The organism is Nostoc sp. TCL240-02 (assembly GCF_013343235.1).
Classification (GTDB): domain Bacteria; phylum Cyanobacteriota; class Cyanobacteriia; order Cyanobacteriales; family Nostocaceae; genus Nostoc.
Genome location: NZ_CP040094.1, coordinates 1,958,866 through 1,972,369 on the forward strand (window position 1 = coordinate 1,958,866; position 13,504 = coordinate 1,972,369).

The following is a 13,504-nucleotide window of genomic DNA, read 5'->3' on the forward strand; positions in this document are numbered from 1 at the left end:
GTCAGCCCTCCACCATACCACAAAACTTTTTTGCAAGAGGTCTAATCTTTGTGGCAACCTACTTGAGGTTTCCCTCGTAGTCGAACTTTTCCGCCACACTCACTTCTGATACAGGTTGTAATGCTACGGGTAGTTGAAAATCTTGCTTGAGAACTAGATTTTGTTGCGTTGTATGACCAACCTTCACTCCTGTCAATGCCTCAATTTCGATTTCTGCTTTTTGGTATGATTCATTAGCTGATAGCCTCAAACAGCACTTTTGAAGTCATGGACTTAATCGACTCCTTGGCTTCAAACCCAGTCTCTGTATCTGTTTAGCTTTTAATTTCAGTTCCCCAACCAAGCTTTTGATTTTCCTAGTTTTACCGATTTTTGTTTTTGTTGTTTGTTCGATAAAAAAAGGGCCATTTCTGGGCCGACATATTCCAATATTTGACTACGAACTGTTTTTTCTATACCTTCGAGGTCTATTAACTGACTTTTATCAGCTTCCGAGTACAGCAATGTTGACAGTTCTTGTAAGCACGCTTTGATCCGTTCTTGTTTCTGTTGGCTCATAGTCAGCGATCGCACAGGGTTATTTCCTTTTATATTTTCCCACAAATGCTAAATCTTCCAAAACTGGATGCTCCCTGCTGTAGCGAATGGAGAGAAGATAACTCTGGTAGGGTTTGGCTCTAGGGTGTTGATTTTATTCGATAAACCCTCTAGTTTATTCATGCAGTTTCCGTGTTGTCAATTGCGGCAGAAAACAAAATTCTTCTTTTCGAGAGCATAGATTGACCGAGAACTTGATTAGACCAGTCTTCAACATCCAAAAAACGGACTGTTTCTAATGCCTCTTTCACAAGAGTAGTTGTCAAATTCATGGTTGATAAACAAATACTCAAAAATATTTGACTTATTTGTTTAAAAGGAGAACGAGAAGAAAACTGCTTGTATTTACCAAAAAGCGATTCCAGGACATCAGAAGTTGCTAATAATGTTTGTCCTGATTTAAGCCCAGAAATCTCCCCAGTCAAATAACCAAGTATTTTCTGGGCAAACCCCTTTGAAAAATCTACTTCCACTGTTAAATATTGTTGAATAATACTGAAGCTTTATTGATTCAGTCCTTCAAGTTTAATTTGAGCTTCTACGGTGCGAGTCATTTGAACAATTTGTTTCCAATTACTGAGTGAGTCTTGATAAGACGCTAACCATCCCAACTTCTGTTTCAACTTAGTCTTGAGAATTTCTGGCTCAATATTTGGTACTAAATTGGTTAAAACATCAAGCGGTGAATTTAGCAGATTATTTGCCCGCTCTAAAAGTTTTTCTACGTTAAAGTAACGACACTGTGAACGTTGTGAAGGAGGAGCTAAGAAAGATAGTTCAGTTTGTTGTAGTTGTTTTCGACATTGACTACACTGCTGTATAAAAGACTGATATTTTGAGGAACCATGTAATTCATGCTTGAGTAATAAAGCCATTGCATGAGTTACATCATAGGTATAAATTACATCAGTATGATTCTAGGGTGTTGACTTTGATGAGATTTACCCATTTTTTATTCATACAGTTTTGGTGTCTTCATCGGTGAACCAAATTAAATGAGTAATAAGTAATAAGTAATAAGTAACAAGTAATAAGTGGATTATTTTTTATTTTTCTTTCAATTTGTTGATTGAAGTTGTTAATATCTTAATAATTATTTCATTCTCTTCTATCAGGTTTTGAAATTTTGATTTTGACACTAACTCCGATTTTATCATTATTTTTATCCAATAAATGGTTCCACTGGCTTCCTTTAAGGCTATAGAATACTTATTGATAAAGTCTTTATTTGATTGTGCATATTTAGGTTCTGAAAAGTTTGCACCATGAAAAATAAGTAATAAGTAATAAGTAATGAGTTAGAGATTTTTACAGATTTTTAGCTCACGGTGAATAAATAATAAATATTTTTTTACTTATTACTCATTACTCATTACTCCTATTGATGTCCCGCTTCTTAAAAATTGTTTAGACAAGATTTTGCCAGCGTCGTCAAAAGGTCTTTTATTTAGCTCAGAATAAGCTTTGATAACTCTTATCGCCAAATTTTCTGTTCTTTCTTGAATACTGAGATTTGCGTTATAATTAATCATGAGTAAAAAAGGGTAATTCAATTTTACTTTATAAGTAATGGGTATTTACTCATTACTCATTACTTAAAGAACGCGAAAAATAACTATTGCAATTAGACAATTCTGGCATTACTCCCGTACCAACAAATCTGTAAAAGGGGCCATTTTGCTCTCCCCACCACTGCGATAGCAATGTTAGTTGTTTGGCATTACCGTATAATCCTTGCTCCAAAGTGCTTTTTCCAAATATCGGAGAATTTATCGGGTAACTGCGCGACCCAGCAGGTAAGTCTCCAATACCCCCAGATACTGACTCAATCGCAAAGCATTTATCTGCACTTAAATTTTGGTAAATAATAAAGTAACGCAAACTGTCAACATTTTCGCGTCCAGCCGGGACTATTACCTTGTCGGCATGAAAATTTGTGGGTACGTAACTCGGTAATGCTATTTTTAAGCCTAGTGAACGCAAAACTTTTAACTGAGTCGGTGTTAATTTTATTACTGAATTGGTTTGTGGAGGTTTGGGTTGAGCGATTACCGCAGCCGTAGAAGCGATAACACAGATGGCAAAGCAAGAAGAAGCAAGCTGAATTAGGTATTTAAATAATTTCATAGTTGATAGCTATATATGACTTGGGTTCATAAAGTTGCAAATTGCTTGATCTCTGAATAACAGCAGCAGAAGTCGAGCATTAATTACTACTTGCTCAGAGAATTATGTCTTCTATATTCAATCCGAACTTGTTTAACGTCAATTTGCCCAGACTCTAAAAACACAAGTTGCTCTACTTGGTATAACCCTAAATTTTTAAACTGTGCTAATTCTGAGTTAGATAATGGCCAAGGTGGGCCATCCTGTTCAGCTTCTGTGTCTCGAACACGAGCAATCATCAACAGCGTTCCACCAGGAGCAAGTACAGAGGTAACTGAAGAAATAACCCAAGAACGCACATTCAACGGCAAAGCTTGAATATTACGACATTCAAAAACAAAATCAAAAGCTTGATACCATTGTGAGCGAATTGCTAACAAATCTGCAACTACATAATTGACAGTTGAACCAGGAAATCGCTGCTGACACCAAGCGACTGCTGTCGGTGAAATATCAAAGGCAGTTACTTCAAACCCTCGATGAGCTAAAGCTTCGGCATCATCTCCCAAGCCACAACCAATTACTAACGCCTTTTGCCCAAAAGCGAACGGTTCATGATTCGTCAACCAATCTTGTAGATAAGGATGAGGATTACAAACTTTAGGCTATCAACTTGCTAGCTATAAATGAAGTCCTGCTTGAAAATGAACAACCCGCTTTCGGAGATAATTTTCTTTGCACAGATCAAACTGCTGTAGCCCAAAGCCTTCGCAACCAGCTAGGGAGTTGCACTCATCGGATCTAAAGCTTGGGTAAGGTTGAGTGGGGTAAGTGAATACCCAATGTGTGAAAAGATACGATAAGTAATTAACAATGGTAATACTTAATACTTTTACCTTCACATCCAATGGCATTTGAACGACAATTATGAGTAACCCTCTTTCCCATCCCGAAGATCCAGACTTTCATTCATCTATTCAGGAGAATCTAAAACAGCTTTCTGCTCAGTTGGGATCTCCTTTGTCCGAATTATCAGTCATGGAAATATACCAGAATGCGTGCGATCTACTGAGCCACGTTTCTCCATCACCTCTTACTCTTGCCCGCGTTGCAGGAACATTACTCGTTTACCGAGTCCAGGACACAGAACTGGAAGAATCCCAGTGGTTCAGCACCCAAGTGTCATAAAATAGGGCTATGCACCAGAGTCTAGCTTGAAAACGAGTAGCGATCGCCTCACTCGACTATTTAAAATTTTAGGCAGACACAAAACCTTACCTCTGTATCGGAAAGCGCCACATCATCTCGGCTAACGCCACCGCCTCCCCATCTGGCGCGTATACACTAGCTTCACCCGACATTGCAATCACAATCCTTTGCCGCCTTGCCTACTCGAACCAAGCGAACACACCAGATTTAACCTGCGCGGACTCCGGCTTTCTGCCCTCCTTACAAGCTCTCACTTTCCACCGCCTCCGGTGACTTGATCTTCTTCCAAGTACAGAGTGCTTCTTTAAGATAAGTGAGTTCAATACCTTTGTTAAGAGCAGAGTTGGCAAGATTTCTCGTAAAAACTGCCAAAATTACCTATACACAAGCTCGTAGTTGACAAGGTAGATTGGAATACCATAACTTTTAGACTACTGACAATAGGTTAAAGAACCTTGCAGGAAACCTTAAAGGAATTTTAAGAACTCATCGTTTTAGCCGAACTTTGCCCCAGAACCGCCTGACTGTACGCCCAATCTCTGCATTTAGCCAAAACTGCGATGGCACTAGCGCCCGCCGGAGGCGATCGCACAAGAACAACAAAAGCCGACTCAAGCAGATCGTTGAGTTTGCAGACTCCGATTTTCAGGGTGGGATCACCCCGTAGAAATTCACCACAGCCGTAATAACTTCCGTTTGTTTGCCATTTATGACAAAATCTTGTGCAGAAGTCCGGAAAAGCGCGCAATCAAGCTGTATCCGGCTTCAACCCTTGCTTTCACAAGCCCTGCCATGCAGCAAGACTTCTCTCACAAGAATCTTAGAGGTCGTTCATTCAAAGGTCAAAAATTTACCGGTGCAAACTTTAGGTACGCAGATATTCAGGGAACAGATTTTTGTGGGGCTAATTTGAGAGAAGCTGACTTCAGACATGCCCAAGCGGGACTGCAAGGGTGGTGGGCAATTTTCCTAGTCCTGGTCTCATGTTTGTTGTCGGGAATCTCAGGATTTATCTGGTATTTAAATGGTTATTTGCTCTTGCTAATAGGTCAATTTACAAGGAGCTAATTTAGCAGATGCCAGCTTCATAGGTGCTGATCTTAGCGAGGCTAACTTGCAAGACGCAGACTTATCCAGAGCAAAGCTAAAGCAAACTCAATTAGACGGAACCGACTTCACGGGCGCTACTCTCACTGGAGCCTACGTTGAAGACTGGGGCATTACGACTGATACCAATTTTGACGGCGTGAAATGCGAATACGTTTATATGCGGCTCCCAACAAAAGAAAACCCAGACCCTCACCGCAAACCAGACAATAGACAAGAAGTTTTCGCTCCGGGTGAGTTCAATCTTAGCAGGCATAAACTTATTAGAACTGACCTAACCAAGGCAGACTTAAGTGATGCAGACCTTAGTAATGCTGATCTGCGTGGAGCATGTTTGAGTAGGACTCAAGCATTAGGAACAAATTTAACGGGAGTTAAAATTATAGGTGCGTGTTTAGAAGATTGGCATATTAACAAAGCTACAAAACTACATAAGTTGATTGTCAGTATATTTATCTTAGTATTGATAAACAAGAACGCTGTCCATATACCGGGAACTTTAATTTTGGAGAGTTCACCAAGCTGTTCCAAAAATCTCTAGAAACCATTGATTGAATCTTTCGCAATGGTATCGACTGGGATTCTTTCGCCTACTCGTTTAAAAAAGTAGAAGTCGAAAACCAAGGCGCACAATTGGATGTGCAAAGCATAGAGAAGAAAGGCGATGGTATTCTTGTAGTTCGAGTGACTGTTGCTCCTGATGCAGATAAAGTAAAAATTCACAATCACTTCATGCAGGGATATGAGTTTGCAGCTAAGGTACTGGAAGCACAGTACCAAGAAAGACTTGAAGATAAAGATTTACTGATTTCCAAACAGGAAGCACAAATTAACCGCCTGTTTGACATAGTGGAACAGCAAGGGTCAGTTCAAAAAGCATTGGCAGAAAATCCGAGGAAAGTTTCTAACTACAATAGACCTATCTTTAAAATAAATTTTGTGGGAAAATAAACAGAAAAATGTAACTGTGTATATCAATAATGACAAGTCCCTTAGAAATAATAGAACTATACCCACAGGAATCAAAAAGATTAATTGGGATTAAGTATGAAGACTTTATCACATTAGTAGCGTTAGCAGAAAAAAGGCATCTAGAGAAACAAGCAGAAATTGAAAAAATAAAAGTTAGGTTAATAGCATCTGGCGAAGGACGTAAAGCAGAAATGACCCCAAGACAGGGAGTGTGTCTATGCCTAGTATACCTGAGACAGAAGCCAATATTTGAAATCCTCGGATTATTATTTGATGTATCGAGGACAAAAGCAAATAACACATTTAATTATTGGGTAGAAATTCTGAGGGAAATTTTACCTGCCTCTCAAATAGAAGAAGCCAAAAAAATGAGCAAAAATATCAAGAATTATGCGAACAACTGTGTGAGTATGAATTAATAATAGATAGTGCAGAACAAGCTCTTACCTTGACCAGGCGATTATCAAGAGCAGAAAAAATATTATTCAGGTAAGAAGAAAATGCACACGCTAAAAAATCAATTTATAGTATTGCCAAGAGGTGAATATATAGTTGATATTTGTATTGGACAATTAGGAAAGATAAGCGATATTACACTATTTAGAAATAATCGCCAAAACCTAGATGCCAAACAAAGATTTTTGGGAGACAAAGCTTATATAGGAGAAGAATTTATTACCACACCTTATAAAAAGCCAAAAAAAGCTGAACTTTCCGAGATTCAAAAATCAGAAAATCAGAAATTATCATCAAGAAGAATTGGTGTTGAACATCTCATCTGTAGAGTAAAAACTTTTCGAGTAGCTAGTGATAGATTTCGTTTAGCTCGACATCGTTATAATCAGGTGATAATGGCAGTATGTGGATTAGTTAGGTTACATCTAAATCATTCATTTATACTAAGTCATGATATTTGAATTATCAGCCAAGATATTTTCTTTTTCACAAAGCTATGTTTCTCAAAACTTTTAATAATTTTAATATTTTCATCCCCAAACCCTTATTTTTACGTTCACTCATAAGAGTGTATTTCATCCCACTTATAGTTCGTATAACGCTTTCACAGTAAGCTTTTTATCTTTTGTGGACAAGTCTTTTGTTCTAAGCTAATCGGCACTTAAGTTGCATAATAAGAAGATGAAGCCGTTTCAAAGCACCTATGCCGCCACCAGCCAAGAACTTTTTAACACAGGAGCAAGTCAGCAAGCTACAGGAAGCTCTAAAAGAGAGCAACCTACCGCATATTAGGGAAAGAATTCTAATTATTCTTCTGCAAAATGATGGGAAGCCGCAACACGAAATTGCAAAATTTTTAGGCTGTTCGCATAGAACAGTGGCATATTGGTGTATGCATGGAGATCCAGATAATTTAGAAACCTTACATAATAAAAGAGAGTACGAACATTGGCGAAAAGCCACTCCTGAATATATTGAACTTTTATTAAAAACTGTTGCTCAAGAACCAGAAATGTTGAATGCTGATACAAAACTTTACATTATTAGTTACACTAAGTCTCAAAAGCTTAAATTAGTCAGCAAAACATCATCTCCTCAAACCAATGAACATAGCTGATTTTCTGACACATACAAGATTGAAGATAGCGGAATTTATCTAATAGTGTATGTCCCCATTGTTCGGGAATAGATAAAAGCTGTAAAATCAGATAGGCTATCAAGCTCACGTAAATTTGTATGGTAATACCATTGACGTTTTTGGTAATGAGTTTGTCAAGTTTTAAGTGCATCTTTAAAAACTTCCACAACAATTCAACTCCCCAACGTAATCGATAAATATCCCTAATTTCATCATCATGAACAGCTGCATCTCCCGACTCTGGTAAATTAGTCACTAAGCGAAACTCGGTTTTTGTCTCTAAATCACAGAAATTAATTACTCTATAAGCTTGAGCATCATCAGATGCACCAACTTTGACCAATCCATTTGAGCCATCAAATTCTAGTTTCCAATTGTTTTTTATCCGCAAAACAAAATATTTGTTTTCTTGTACTAATTCTTGGATAAATTTTAATCCAGCAAAACCCCTATCCATTACTCCAACAGCATTTATTGGGAGACTAGACATCATTTTGGAACCAAATTTATAATCATGGTCATGTCCAAAATTGATGAAGTTATCTTCTGGGCTTCCTGTGGAGAGATTTAAGGAACTAAACAGCTTGACTTGATGATGACCTAGTACCCATAACAATTTACTTGTGAGAGTAATAATTGTTGAATCTATTGGACAAATTGCATATTTATTGTGTAACTTTTTTTGAACTTTCTTCTGTACTAATTCATTTAATTTTTGGTAAATCTCTTGAAAAGGTTTTTGGCTTCGATGTAAATTTGCTTTAGAGAAAGTAGAAATATCTACCTCAAAACAATTGTTATTTAATCTGTTAAACAAATCTCGCATACTTGTTAAGCTGTTATCCAGGGCATAGGATAGCCAGCACTCAAAAAACAGACGACTGTTCAATACTGGATAATCGTTTTTTGGCAGGCTTTTCAGTATATCTTTGACAATTTTGGGAAATGAATTTATAATCACAATCAAACTAATATATTTTAAGCCTTAGCCCAAAACTACCATATTTTGGGCTATTTTTATCGGATTTTTCTTAACATTCAACACTTCTGCTCAAGAACCCTCATCATTAGGTTACGAATTTGGGAAATGGACAGCAGAAAGATTAGCTACTTATTTAACCGAGAAAACAGGTATTGATTTAAGTAGCTCTCAAGTGAGGAGGATATTAAAGCGAAAAAAGTATAGTTATATTTGGGCTAAATATGATCTAAAGGATAAACAAAATCCAGTAGATAGAGCAAAATTTAAAGAAAAACTTACCCAATATTTATTGATTGCACGAGAACAGCCAGAGCGTCTACAGGTATGGTTTTGGGACGAGAGCGGGTTTAGTTTACGTGTAATTCGACGCAAGAATTGGAGTAAAAAAGGAAAACGTAAAAATGTTCCAGGGCAACGGCGTTGTGGTCGGGTTAATGTGATGGGAGCAATCCGAGAATTAGACCGAAAGCGGGTATGCTTTTTCGTGAAAAAAGGTAATGCAGATATTTTTTACGAGCAATTACAACTATTATTTGAATTAATTAAACAGGAGTGGATAAGTAAAGGAAACCTTGGCGAAGATTTTGTAAAATCTGGGCCGAAGATTATTTTAGTTTTAGATAATGCTAGTTTTCATAAACGCAAAGACATTATAGCTAAAATATCTGAAGAGTTCCCAAATTTTGTTTTAGAGTTTTTACCCCCTTACAGCCCTGATTACAATATTATTGAGTTAGTCTGGCACTCATGTAAAGAATATATTGCTCATCGCTTATTTAAATCAGTAGATGAATTAAAATCACTGCTAGATAAGCTTTTGAATCAAGGCGAGTTAGTGATTAAGTGGCATCGCCAAATCAAAAACAAAGGCAATCTCAGCTATATTGCAGCTTGAATGCCGATTAGCTTACCTGCCCCTGCCTCTGAGTTTGATTAGCGATCGCAGAATTTAGAGATTTTTCATTTTGAACGACGGACGCGGCGGAACAAGCACCTTTATGACAATCTTTCGGCTCAACGCCACAATCCTGGGCTTTTCCTATCAACGAAACAGATTCACCTTGTGCAGCATCCACAAGCGCTAGCGTCGTACAGTCTGTTACCGTAGGTAACTCAACTTCATTCTCTGATACGCCTTGAACAATCTGAGGCGACGCGACCCCCAAGGGAGTGATCGCCGCCTCCTCACAGTGCGAAATGACGGGTTGCGTGTCAGAGTTACACCTCACAAACTCTTTTGTAGAGTTTGTGAGGTGTTCCTAAGCAGTTCGTGAGGCTTACTGGAATCCTTGCTCTGACTGACTTTGAGCTAAAATAGATGCTTTATACAAAGCACGCATTTCTTCAGAGGCAGCATCTATCTCTGAATCCCCAGCATTTGGTTCTCGTTTTTCAGAATTAGCTTTCTCCCAGAACTCCTTCATCCGACTGCCATGCAAATTTTTCACCATCCAGCTAGCCGTTTCCCGTCCATCTTCTATGGACTTGTCGGGTTTGAAAATGAATAGCTCACTGTCAGAGAGAATTTTCGTCGCAGAGATAAAAATAATGTAACCCATCTCAGTAGACAAGGGAACTATAACCCTCTCCTAACAAACCATTCTGTTTTCTTAGGAGAGGGATAAGGATCGCCCTTCCAGCACTTCCTCCCATAAATGCGTCACTAATGGCTTTTATTGCAATGCCTACAGCTTATTTTCAATGGGAATAAATCACATGAAGCTACTTTTTGTATTTCGTTTGATGATAAAGCGAATGGCAGGTTCAGATTTTGATTACGAATCAGCTATTAGTGCAACATAAATTTTAATACATTTAGCCACGCTTTTGTCACAATTTTGCAATAACTTTGTCAATACAACGTGTGATGCTATAGGTCTGGCTTCGGAAATAGTCTTAGACTAAACCCACACACCAGAATCTACAGAAGAAAATCTACTTAAGGCACATTCCCTTATCAAGATGGATCTTCAAATAGAAATTGCAAAATCTCATACATTTGAAAGGAACAAGAAGATGAATTGGAAAGTAATTTATTTACTCCCTGCTTTGATTCTAGCTACTGCTGTGCCTGCTTACTCTTTAACTAATAATAAAAGCCAAAGTTCAGATCCTGCTAACCACATTGCCCAAAGTACTCAACAAGGCAACATCATGAAAAAACCTAATGCTGTACCAAAGGTTAATGCCAAGCGCAAGTCCAATAATGTGGCAAAGCGTAGTACTCGTAATGTACTAACAGTAGGCAGCAGGGGAGAGACAGTGAAAGCTGTTCAGAATTCTTTAAAGCAACAAGGATTCTATACAGCAAGTGTGAATGGTGTGTTTGATAACAAAACTCGGGCAGCTGTGATCAAATTTCAGAAATCTAAAGGATTAAGAGCAGACGGAATAGTTGGACATCGGACTTTAGCAGCTCTGAAATAAAACAGTTTACTAATATCCTCATTGCTGAAATGCCTGAAAGACAAAAGGCTAGAATTTATTTCCTAGCCTTAAAAGAGGGTTATTCTATCTGCGTAAGTTGGGAAGCAAGTTACGCGTTTAGCCTTCCCAAAGGGTAGCAAGCGGCGTTTGAGGGATTTTTGATTTCTAAAACAAAGCGGTCATTATTTTGACTTTTACTCGTAGATATTTCTTGTTGAAGAACAGTCTCAAAACTTGTTCCAGCAGGTACAGATATTTATTGATTATTTGGTTGACTAGAAGTGTTGTCAGTCTGATTATTAGTTTTATTAAAATAATACTCAATAACAATGGCAACAGATTTTTCATAGCGACGGTATCGATGTATAAATAATAACAATACCATCTTTTTAGCAGCAATCGCTTTAGCTACACGTTATTCTGAGACAGTGTGATTTTTACCTCTCCCAATCAACCAACGCTCCATCCACAACCGCAATCCCCCACTGCGGATACTTCGCCAGCAATTTCTTGATCACAATCTGCAAAGCCGGATCGTCACTCCACCACTCTTGCAAGAAGTTAAAACCCGGATTCTCCCCCGAATTCCCTGCAACTTTCAGTTTCTGCATCCGTTCTGATCGCATATTTGCCCTTGCAACAATCGCCTCATCCGACCTTTTTCAGGATTTGGCACGGGTGCGGCGGAAATTTCACCCTCATCAACTACTTTGACTTCTCCACCGGAAACTGAATTTTCAACCAGCAACGTAGCAGAATAATCCTGTTCTACTTGCCCCTGAGTTTGATTAGTGATCGCAGAACTTGAAGATTTTTCATTTTGTGCAACGGGCGCGGCGGAACAAGTACCTCCATAACAATCTTTTAGTTCAAAACCACTATCCTGCTTTTCTCCTTCCAACAAAGCAGATTCATCTTGTGCAGCATCCACAAGCGCCAGCGATGTGCAGTCCATTGCCATAGGCAAGTCTTCCTCCTTCTCTGACACGCCTTGAACAATCTGAGGCGACGCGCCCCTCAAGGGCGCATGAGCCTTTTTCGATTGCTCCTTCCAACAATCCCAAGCCACCAATACTTCCTCGCCTAAATCCTCTACAACTTCACCTCTCTCGACATACAAAGTACGATACGGGTCAGCATGGGCAACGATAGAGCCGATGCCAATTGTGTCCGGTTGAGAGGATGTTTTCGGGAGAGCAGTAATTAAATCTATTTCCTCTGTGCTTAATTCTGCCCAGTAGTCTGATTTAATCACCTCATACTCTTGTCCCACTGCCCAAAACTCCTGCCAAGTACACCCAGGTTTTGTAAGTACCTGCCGAATGTCAGTAACCGCCTGGGGTAGCATTTCCAGTTGTTCGGCACGGAAAGCGATCGCAGATGGTGTAGGTTCACTCCCCAGAATTATGGCCGCAGCCTCTAACGCCTGGGTATTGTTCATTGCACTGGCGAGATTCTTCAAAGCCATGCCCATCAACCGTAGACATTCTTGGGCATTCTCCTTGGGTGGTTCAACAGCTAGCGATCGCAAGTCAATAGTTTTTTCTAACGCCTGTTTCACTTGCTTGTTCAAAGCCTTGGTCGCCTGTTGGGTCATGGTATTCCCCCACTGTTGAACCGGATGCTGTTGTACGGCGTGTTCTAATTCCTGAATCCGTTGTTGGAGTTGCTGATTCTCAATTTCCAGTTTGCGTAACCCCTCCATTTCAGAAAGCCGTAGCTGCAACTGGATATTCTGCTCTTTCTGTTGCTTGTACAGATTTTGCAGAGATTGGATTTGTTCTTGTACCTGGGCTTCGGCTCTGGCTGACGCTTCTGTTAACAAGCCAATCTTCAACTCTTGCTCTAGGCGCTCTAACTCTTCCTGATGCTGTTCTTTAATTTGAGTGATCGCTGAGCTATATTCTGGTGGATAGTTCTGTTCTCTGGGGAATGGAACACTCGCAGCATCTAGATCCGCATTGTTGATCAGCAGCCTCTCACCATCACTGAAGGTAACAATCTGCTGCCAATGGTTTGGAGCCAAAGCCTCAATCACTCCCGAATCCCTATAACGAGGGTGTGACTGTTGTGAAACAGTGACAGAATTACACAATTGCGTTTTAGGGTTTTCGCTTTTTGCGGCGCGTTTAGCTGTTGGTGCAACCTTCTGAACTCCAAGAGCGAAATCGGCGGCAGTGGGGAAGGGTTTTTCTTTGGCTGCGATCGCAAACAAAGTATGATTTGTAAAAAGTTGAAACGAGCTATTTGCTTTAATACATAAAAATGCTCATTTTTATAGTTAAAAACTTTATTATTAATATAATTTCACGTTACTGAATAGTAATCTCTACCACCAGATAGATAAAAATCTCCTAATATGAAGCGAATATCTTTTAAAATGCTATACATATCTTCTTTTTTATAAAGTTCTTGAAAGTTCTTGTCTTATACATATTCAGATCAAAATCGTTAAGGATTGTTACTAAAATATAAATATTGCATAAAAGCTGGAGTAAATCTCGAAATCT

The 13,504-nt window shown here is 38.9% G+C and carries 17 protein-coding genes and 5 pseudogenes; 9 read left to right on the forward strand and 13 right to left on the reverse strand.

Annotated elements, in window-relative coordinates:
- Window positions 1–44: 44 nt before the first annotated feature.
- The 7 genes and pseudogenes from FBB35_RS08395 to FBB35_RS08420 form a co-directional block, all read right to left on the reverse strand.
- Window positions 45–558: pseudogene (locus tag FBB35_RS08395) on the reverse strand (ISKra4 family transposase); the annotation flags it as partial.
- 158 nt (window positions 559–716) lie between these two features.
- Window positions 717–1,070: a hypothetical protein gene (locus FBB35_RS34465; RefSeq protein WP_254625866.1), complete on the reverse strand. Its 354-nt coding sequence runs from the start codon at window positions 1,068–1,070 to the stop codon at window positions 717–719.
- Between the two features lie 30 nt (window positions 1,071–1,100).
- A complete protein-coding gene (locus tag FBB35_RS34470; RefSeq protein ID WP_254625867.1) occupies window positions 1,101–1,472 on the reverse strand; it encodes a hypothetical protein in 372 nt (123 codons plus the stop codon).
- A gap of 171 nt (window positions 1,473–1,643) precedes the next feature.
- Entirely contained in the window at window positions 1,644–1,892 is a 249-nt protein-coding gene (locus tag FBB35_RS35705) for a four helix bundle protein (RefSeq protein ID WP_174713565.1), read from the reverse strand.
- Between the two features lie 63 nt (window positions 1,893–1,955).
- Window positions 1,956–2,129, reverse strand: coding sequence for a hypothetical protein (locus tag FBB35_RS08410; protein ID WP_217481700.1), 174 nt, complete (start codon window positions 2,127–2,129; stop codon window positions 1,956–1,958).
- 52 nt (window positions 2,130–2,181) lie between these two features.
- Window positions 2,182–2,724 (reverse strand): hypothetical protein, encoded by a 543-nt coding sequence (locus FBB35_RS08415; protein WP_174709268.1) that lies wholly within the window; start codon window positions 2,722–2,724, stop codon window positions 2,182–2,184.
- A gap of 86 nt (window positions 2,725–2,810) precedes the next feature.
- Window positions 2,811–3,338: pseudogene (locus FBB35_RS08420) on the reverse strand (class I SAM-dependent methyltransferase); the annotation flags it as partial.
- Window positions 3,339–3,630: 292 nt separating this feature from the next.
- On the opposite strand from FBB35_RS08420, the gene FBB35_RS08425 reads away from it, so the two are divergent.
- Window positions 3,631–3,891 (forward strand): hypothetical protein, encoded by a 261-nt coding sequence (locus tag FBB35_RS08425; protein ID WP_254625868.1) that lies wholly within the window; start codon window positions 3,631–3,633, stop codon window positions 3,889–3,891.
- 499 nt (window positions 3,892–4,390) lie between these two features.
- On the opposite strand, the gene FBB35_RS08435 is transcribed toward FBB35_RS08425, so the two are convergent.
- Window positions 4,391–4,660: a hypothetical protein gene (locus FBB35_RS08435; protein WP_174709270.1), complete on the reverse strand. Its 270-nt coding sequence runs from the start codon at window positions 4,658–4,660 to the stop codon at window positions 4,391–4,393.
- A 44-nt stretch (window positions 4,661–4,704) separates the two neighbouring features.
- Between FBB35_RS08435 and FBB35_RS08440 the strand changes: the two genes are divergently transcribed.
- From FBB35_RS08440 to FBB35_RS08460, 6 genes and pseudogenes are all read left to right on the forward strand, one after another.
- A complete protein-coding gene (locus FBB35_RS08440; protein WP_174709271.1) occupies window positions 4,705–4,980 on the forward strand; it encodes a pentapeptide repeat-containing protein in 276 nt (91 codons plus the stop codon).
- Window positions 4,981–5,026: 46 nt separating this feature from the next.
- Window positions 5,027–5,560 (forward strand): pentapeptide repeat-containing protein, encoded by a 534-nt coding sequence (locus tag FBB35_RS34475; RefSeq protein ID WP_254625869.1) that lies wholly within the window; start codon window positions 5,027–5,029, stop codon window positions 5,558–5,560.
- 98 nt (window positions 5,561–5,658) lie between these two features.
- Window positions 5,659–5,970, forward strand: coding sequence for a hypothetical protein (locus FBB35_RS08450; protein WP_174709272.1), 312 nt, complete (start codon window positions 5,659–5,661; stop codon window positions 5,968–5,970).
- Between the two features lie 29 nt (window positions 5,971–5,999).
- Window positions 6,000–6,410, forward strand: coding sequence for a transposase family protein (locus tag FBB35_RS34480; RefSeq protein ID WP_254625870.1), 411 nt, complete (start codon window positions 6,000–6,002; stop codon window positions 6,408–6,410).
- Between the two features lie 45 nt (window positions 6,411–6,455).
- A pseudogene (locus FBB35_RS34485) lies at window positions 6,456–6,908 on the forward strand (transposase family protein); the annotation flags it as partial.
- Between the two features lie 242 nt (window positions 6,909–7,150).
- Window positions 7,151–7,456 (forward strand): annotated as a pseudogene (locus FBB35_RS08460) (transposase); the annotation flags it as partial.
- A 67-nt stretch (window positions 7,457–7,523) separates the two neighbouring features.
- Here FBB35_RS08460 and FBB35_RS08465 read toward each other — a convergent pair.
- On the reverse strand, window positions 7,524–8,546 hold the full coding sequence (locus tag FBB35_RS08465; protein ID WP_174708137.1) for an IS4 family transposase: 1,023 nt from the start codon (window positions 8,544–8,546) through the stop codon (window positions 7,524–7,526).
- 91 nt (window positions 8,547–8,637) lie between these two features.
- Between FBB35_RS08465 and FBB35_RS08470 the strand changes: the two are divergent.
- Window positions 8,638–9,462 (forward strand): annotated as a pseudogene (locus FBB35_RS08470) (IS630 family transposase); the annotation flags it as partial.
- Window positions 9,463–9,469: 7 nt separating this feature from the next.
- Here FBB35_RS08470 and FBB35_RS08475 read toward each other — a convergent pair.
- Window positions 9,470–9,796, reverse strand: coding sequence for a hypothetical protein (locus FBB35_RS08475; RefSeq protein WP_174709273.1), 327 nt, complete (start codon window positions 9,794–9,796; stop codon window positions 9,470–9,472).
- A 48-nt stretch (window positions 9,797–9,844) separates the two neighbouring features.
- On the reverse strand, window positions 9,845–10,126 hold the full coding sequence (locus FBB35_RS08480; protein WP_174709274.1) for a hypothetical protein: 282 nt from the start codon (window positions 10,124–10,126) through the stop codon (window positions 9,845–9,847).
- A gap of 457 nt (window positions 10,127–10,583) precedes the next feature.
- Between FBB35_RS08480 and FBB35_RS08485 the strand changes: the two genes are divergently transcribed.
- Window positions 10,584–10,994, forward strand: a complete 411-nt coding sequence (locus tag FBB35_RS08485; protein WP_174709275.1) for a peptidoglycan-binding protein — start codon at window positions 10,584–10,586, stop codon at window positions 10,992–10,994.
- Between the two features lie 437 nt (window positions 10,995–11,431).
- Here FBB35_RS08485 and FBB35_RS08490 read toward each other — a convergent pair whose 3' ends face one another.
- Window positions 11,432–11,605, reverse strand: a complete 174-nt coding sequence (locus FBB35_RS08490; RefSeq protein ID WP_254625872.1) for a hypothetical protein — start codon at window positions 11,603–11,605, stop codon at window positions 11,432–11,434.
- Window positions 11,593–13,209, reverse strand: coding sequence for a hypothetical protein (locus FBB35_RS08495; protein WP_368041825.1), 1,617 nt, complete (start codon window positions 13,207–13,209; stop codon window positions 11,593–11,595). Before FBB35_RS08495 ends, FBB35_RS08490 begins: the two co-directional genes overlap by 13 nt.
- Window positions 13,210–13,504 lie beyond the last annotated feature (295 nt).

Excerpts from the sequence above, each read along its gene's own strand:
- FBB35_RS34470 (WP_254625867.1), bottom strand. The coding sequence starts at position 1,472 with ATGGCTTTATTACTCAAGCATGAATTACATGGTTCCTCAAAATATCAG.
- FBB35_RS08410 (WP_217481700.1), bottom strand. The coding sequence starts at position 2,129 with ATGATTAATTATAACGCAAATCTCAGTATTCAAGAAAGAACAGAAAAT.
- FBB35_RS08415 (WP_174709268.1), bottom strand. The coding sequence starts at position 2,724 with ATGAAATTATTTAAATACCTAATTCAGCTTGCTTCTTCTTGCTTTGCC.
- FBB35_RS08425 (WP_254625868.1), top strand. The coding sequence starts at position 3,631 with ATGAGTAACCCTCTTTCCCATCCCGAAGATCCAGACTTTCATTCATCT.
- FBB35_RS08440 (WP_174709271.1), top strand. The coding sequence starts at position 4,705 with ATGCAGCAAGACTTCTCTCACAAGAATCTTAGAGGTCGTTCATTCAAA.
- FBB35_RS34480 (WP_254625870.1), top strand. The coding sequence starts at position 6,000 with ATGACAAGTCCCTTAGAAATAATAGAACTATACCCACAGGAATCAAAA.
- FBB35_RS08480 (WP_174709274.1), bottom strand. The coding sequence starts at position 10,126 with ATGGGTTACATTATTTTTATCTCTGCGACGAAAATTCTCTCTGACAGT.
- FBB35_RS08485 (WP_174709275.1), top strand. The coding sequence starts at position 10,584 with ATGAATTGGAAAGTAATTTATTTACTCCCTGCTTTGATTCTAGCTACT.
- FBB35_RS08490 (WP_254625872.1), bottom strand. The coding sequence starts at position 11,605 with ATGCAGAAACTGAAAGTTGCAGGGAATTCGGGGGAGAATCCGGGTTTT.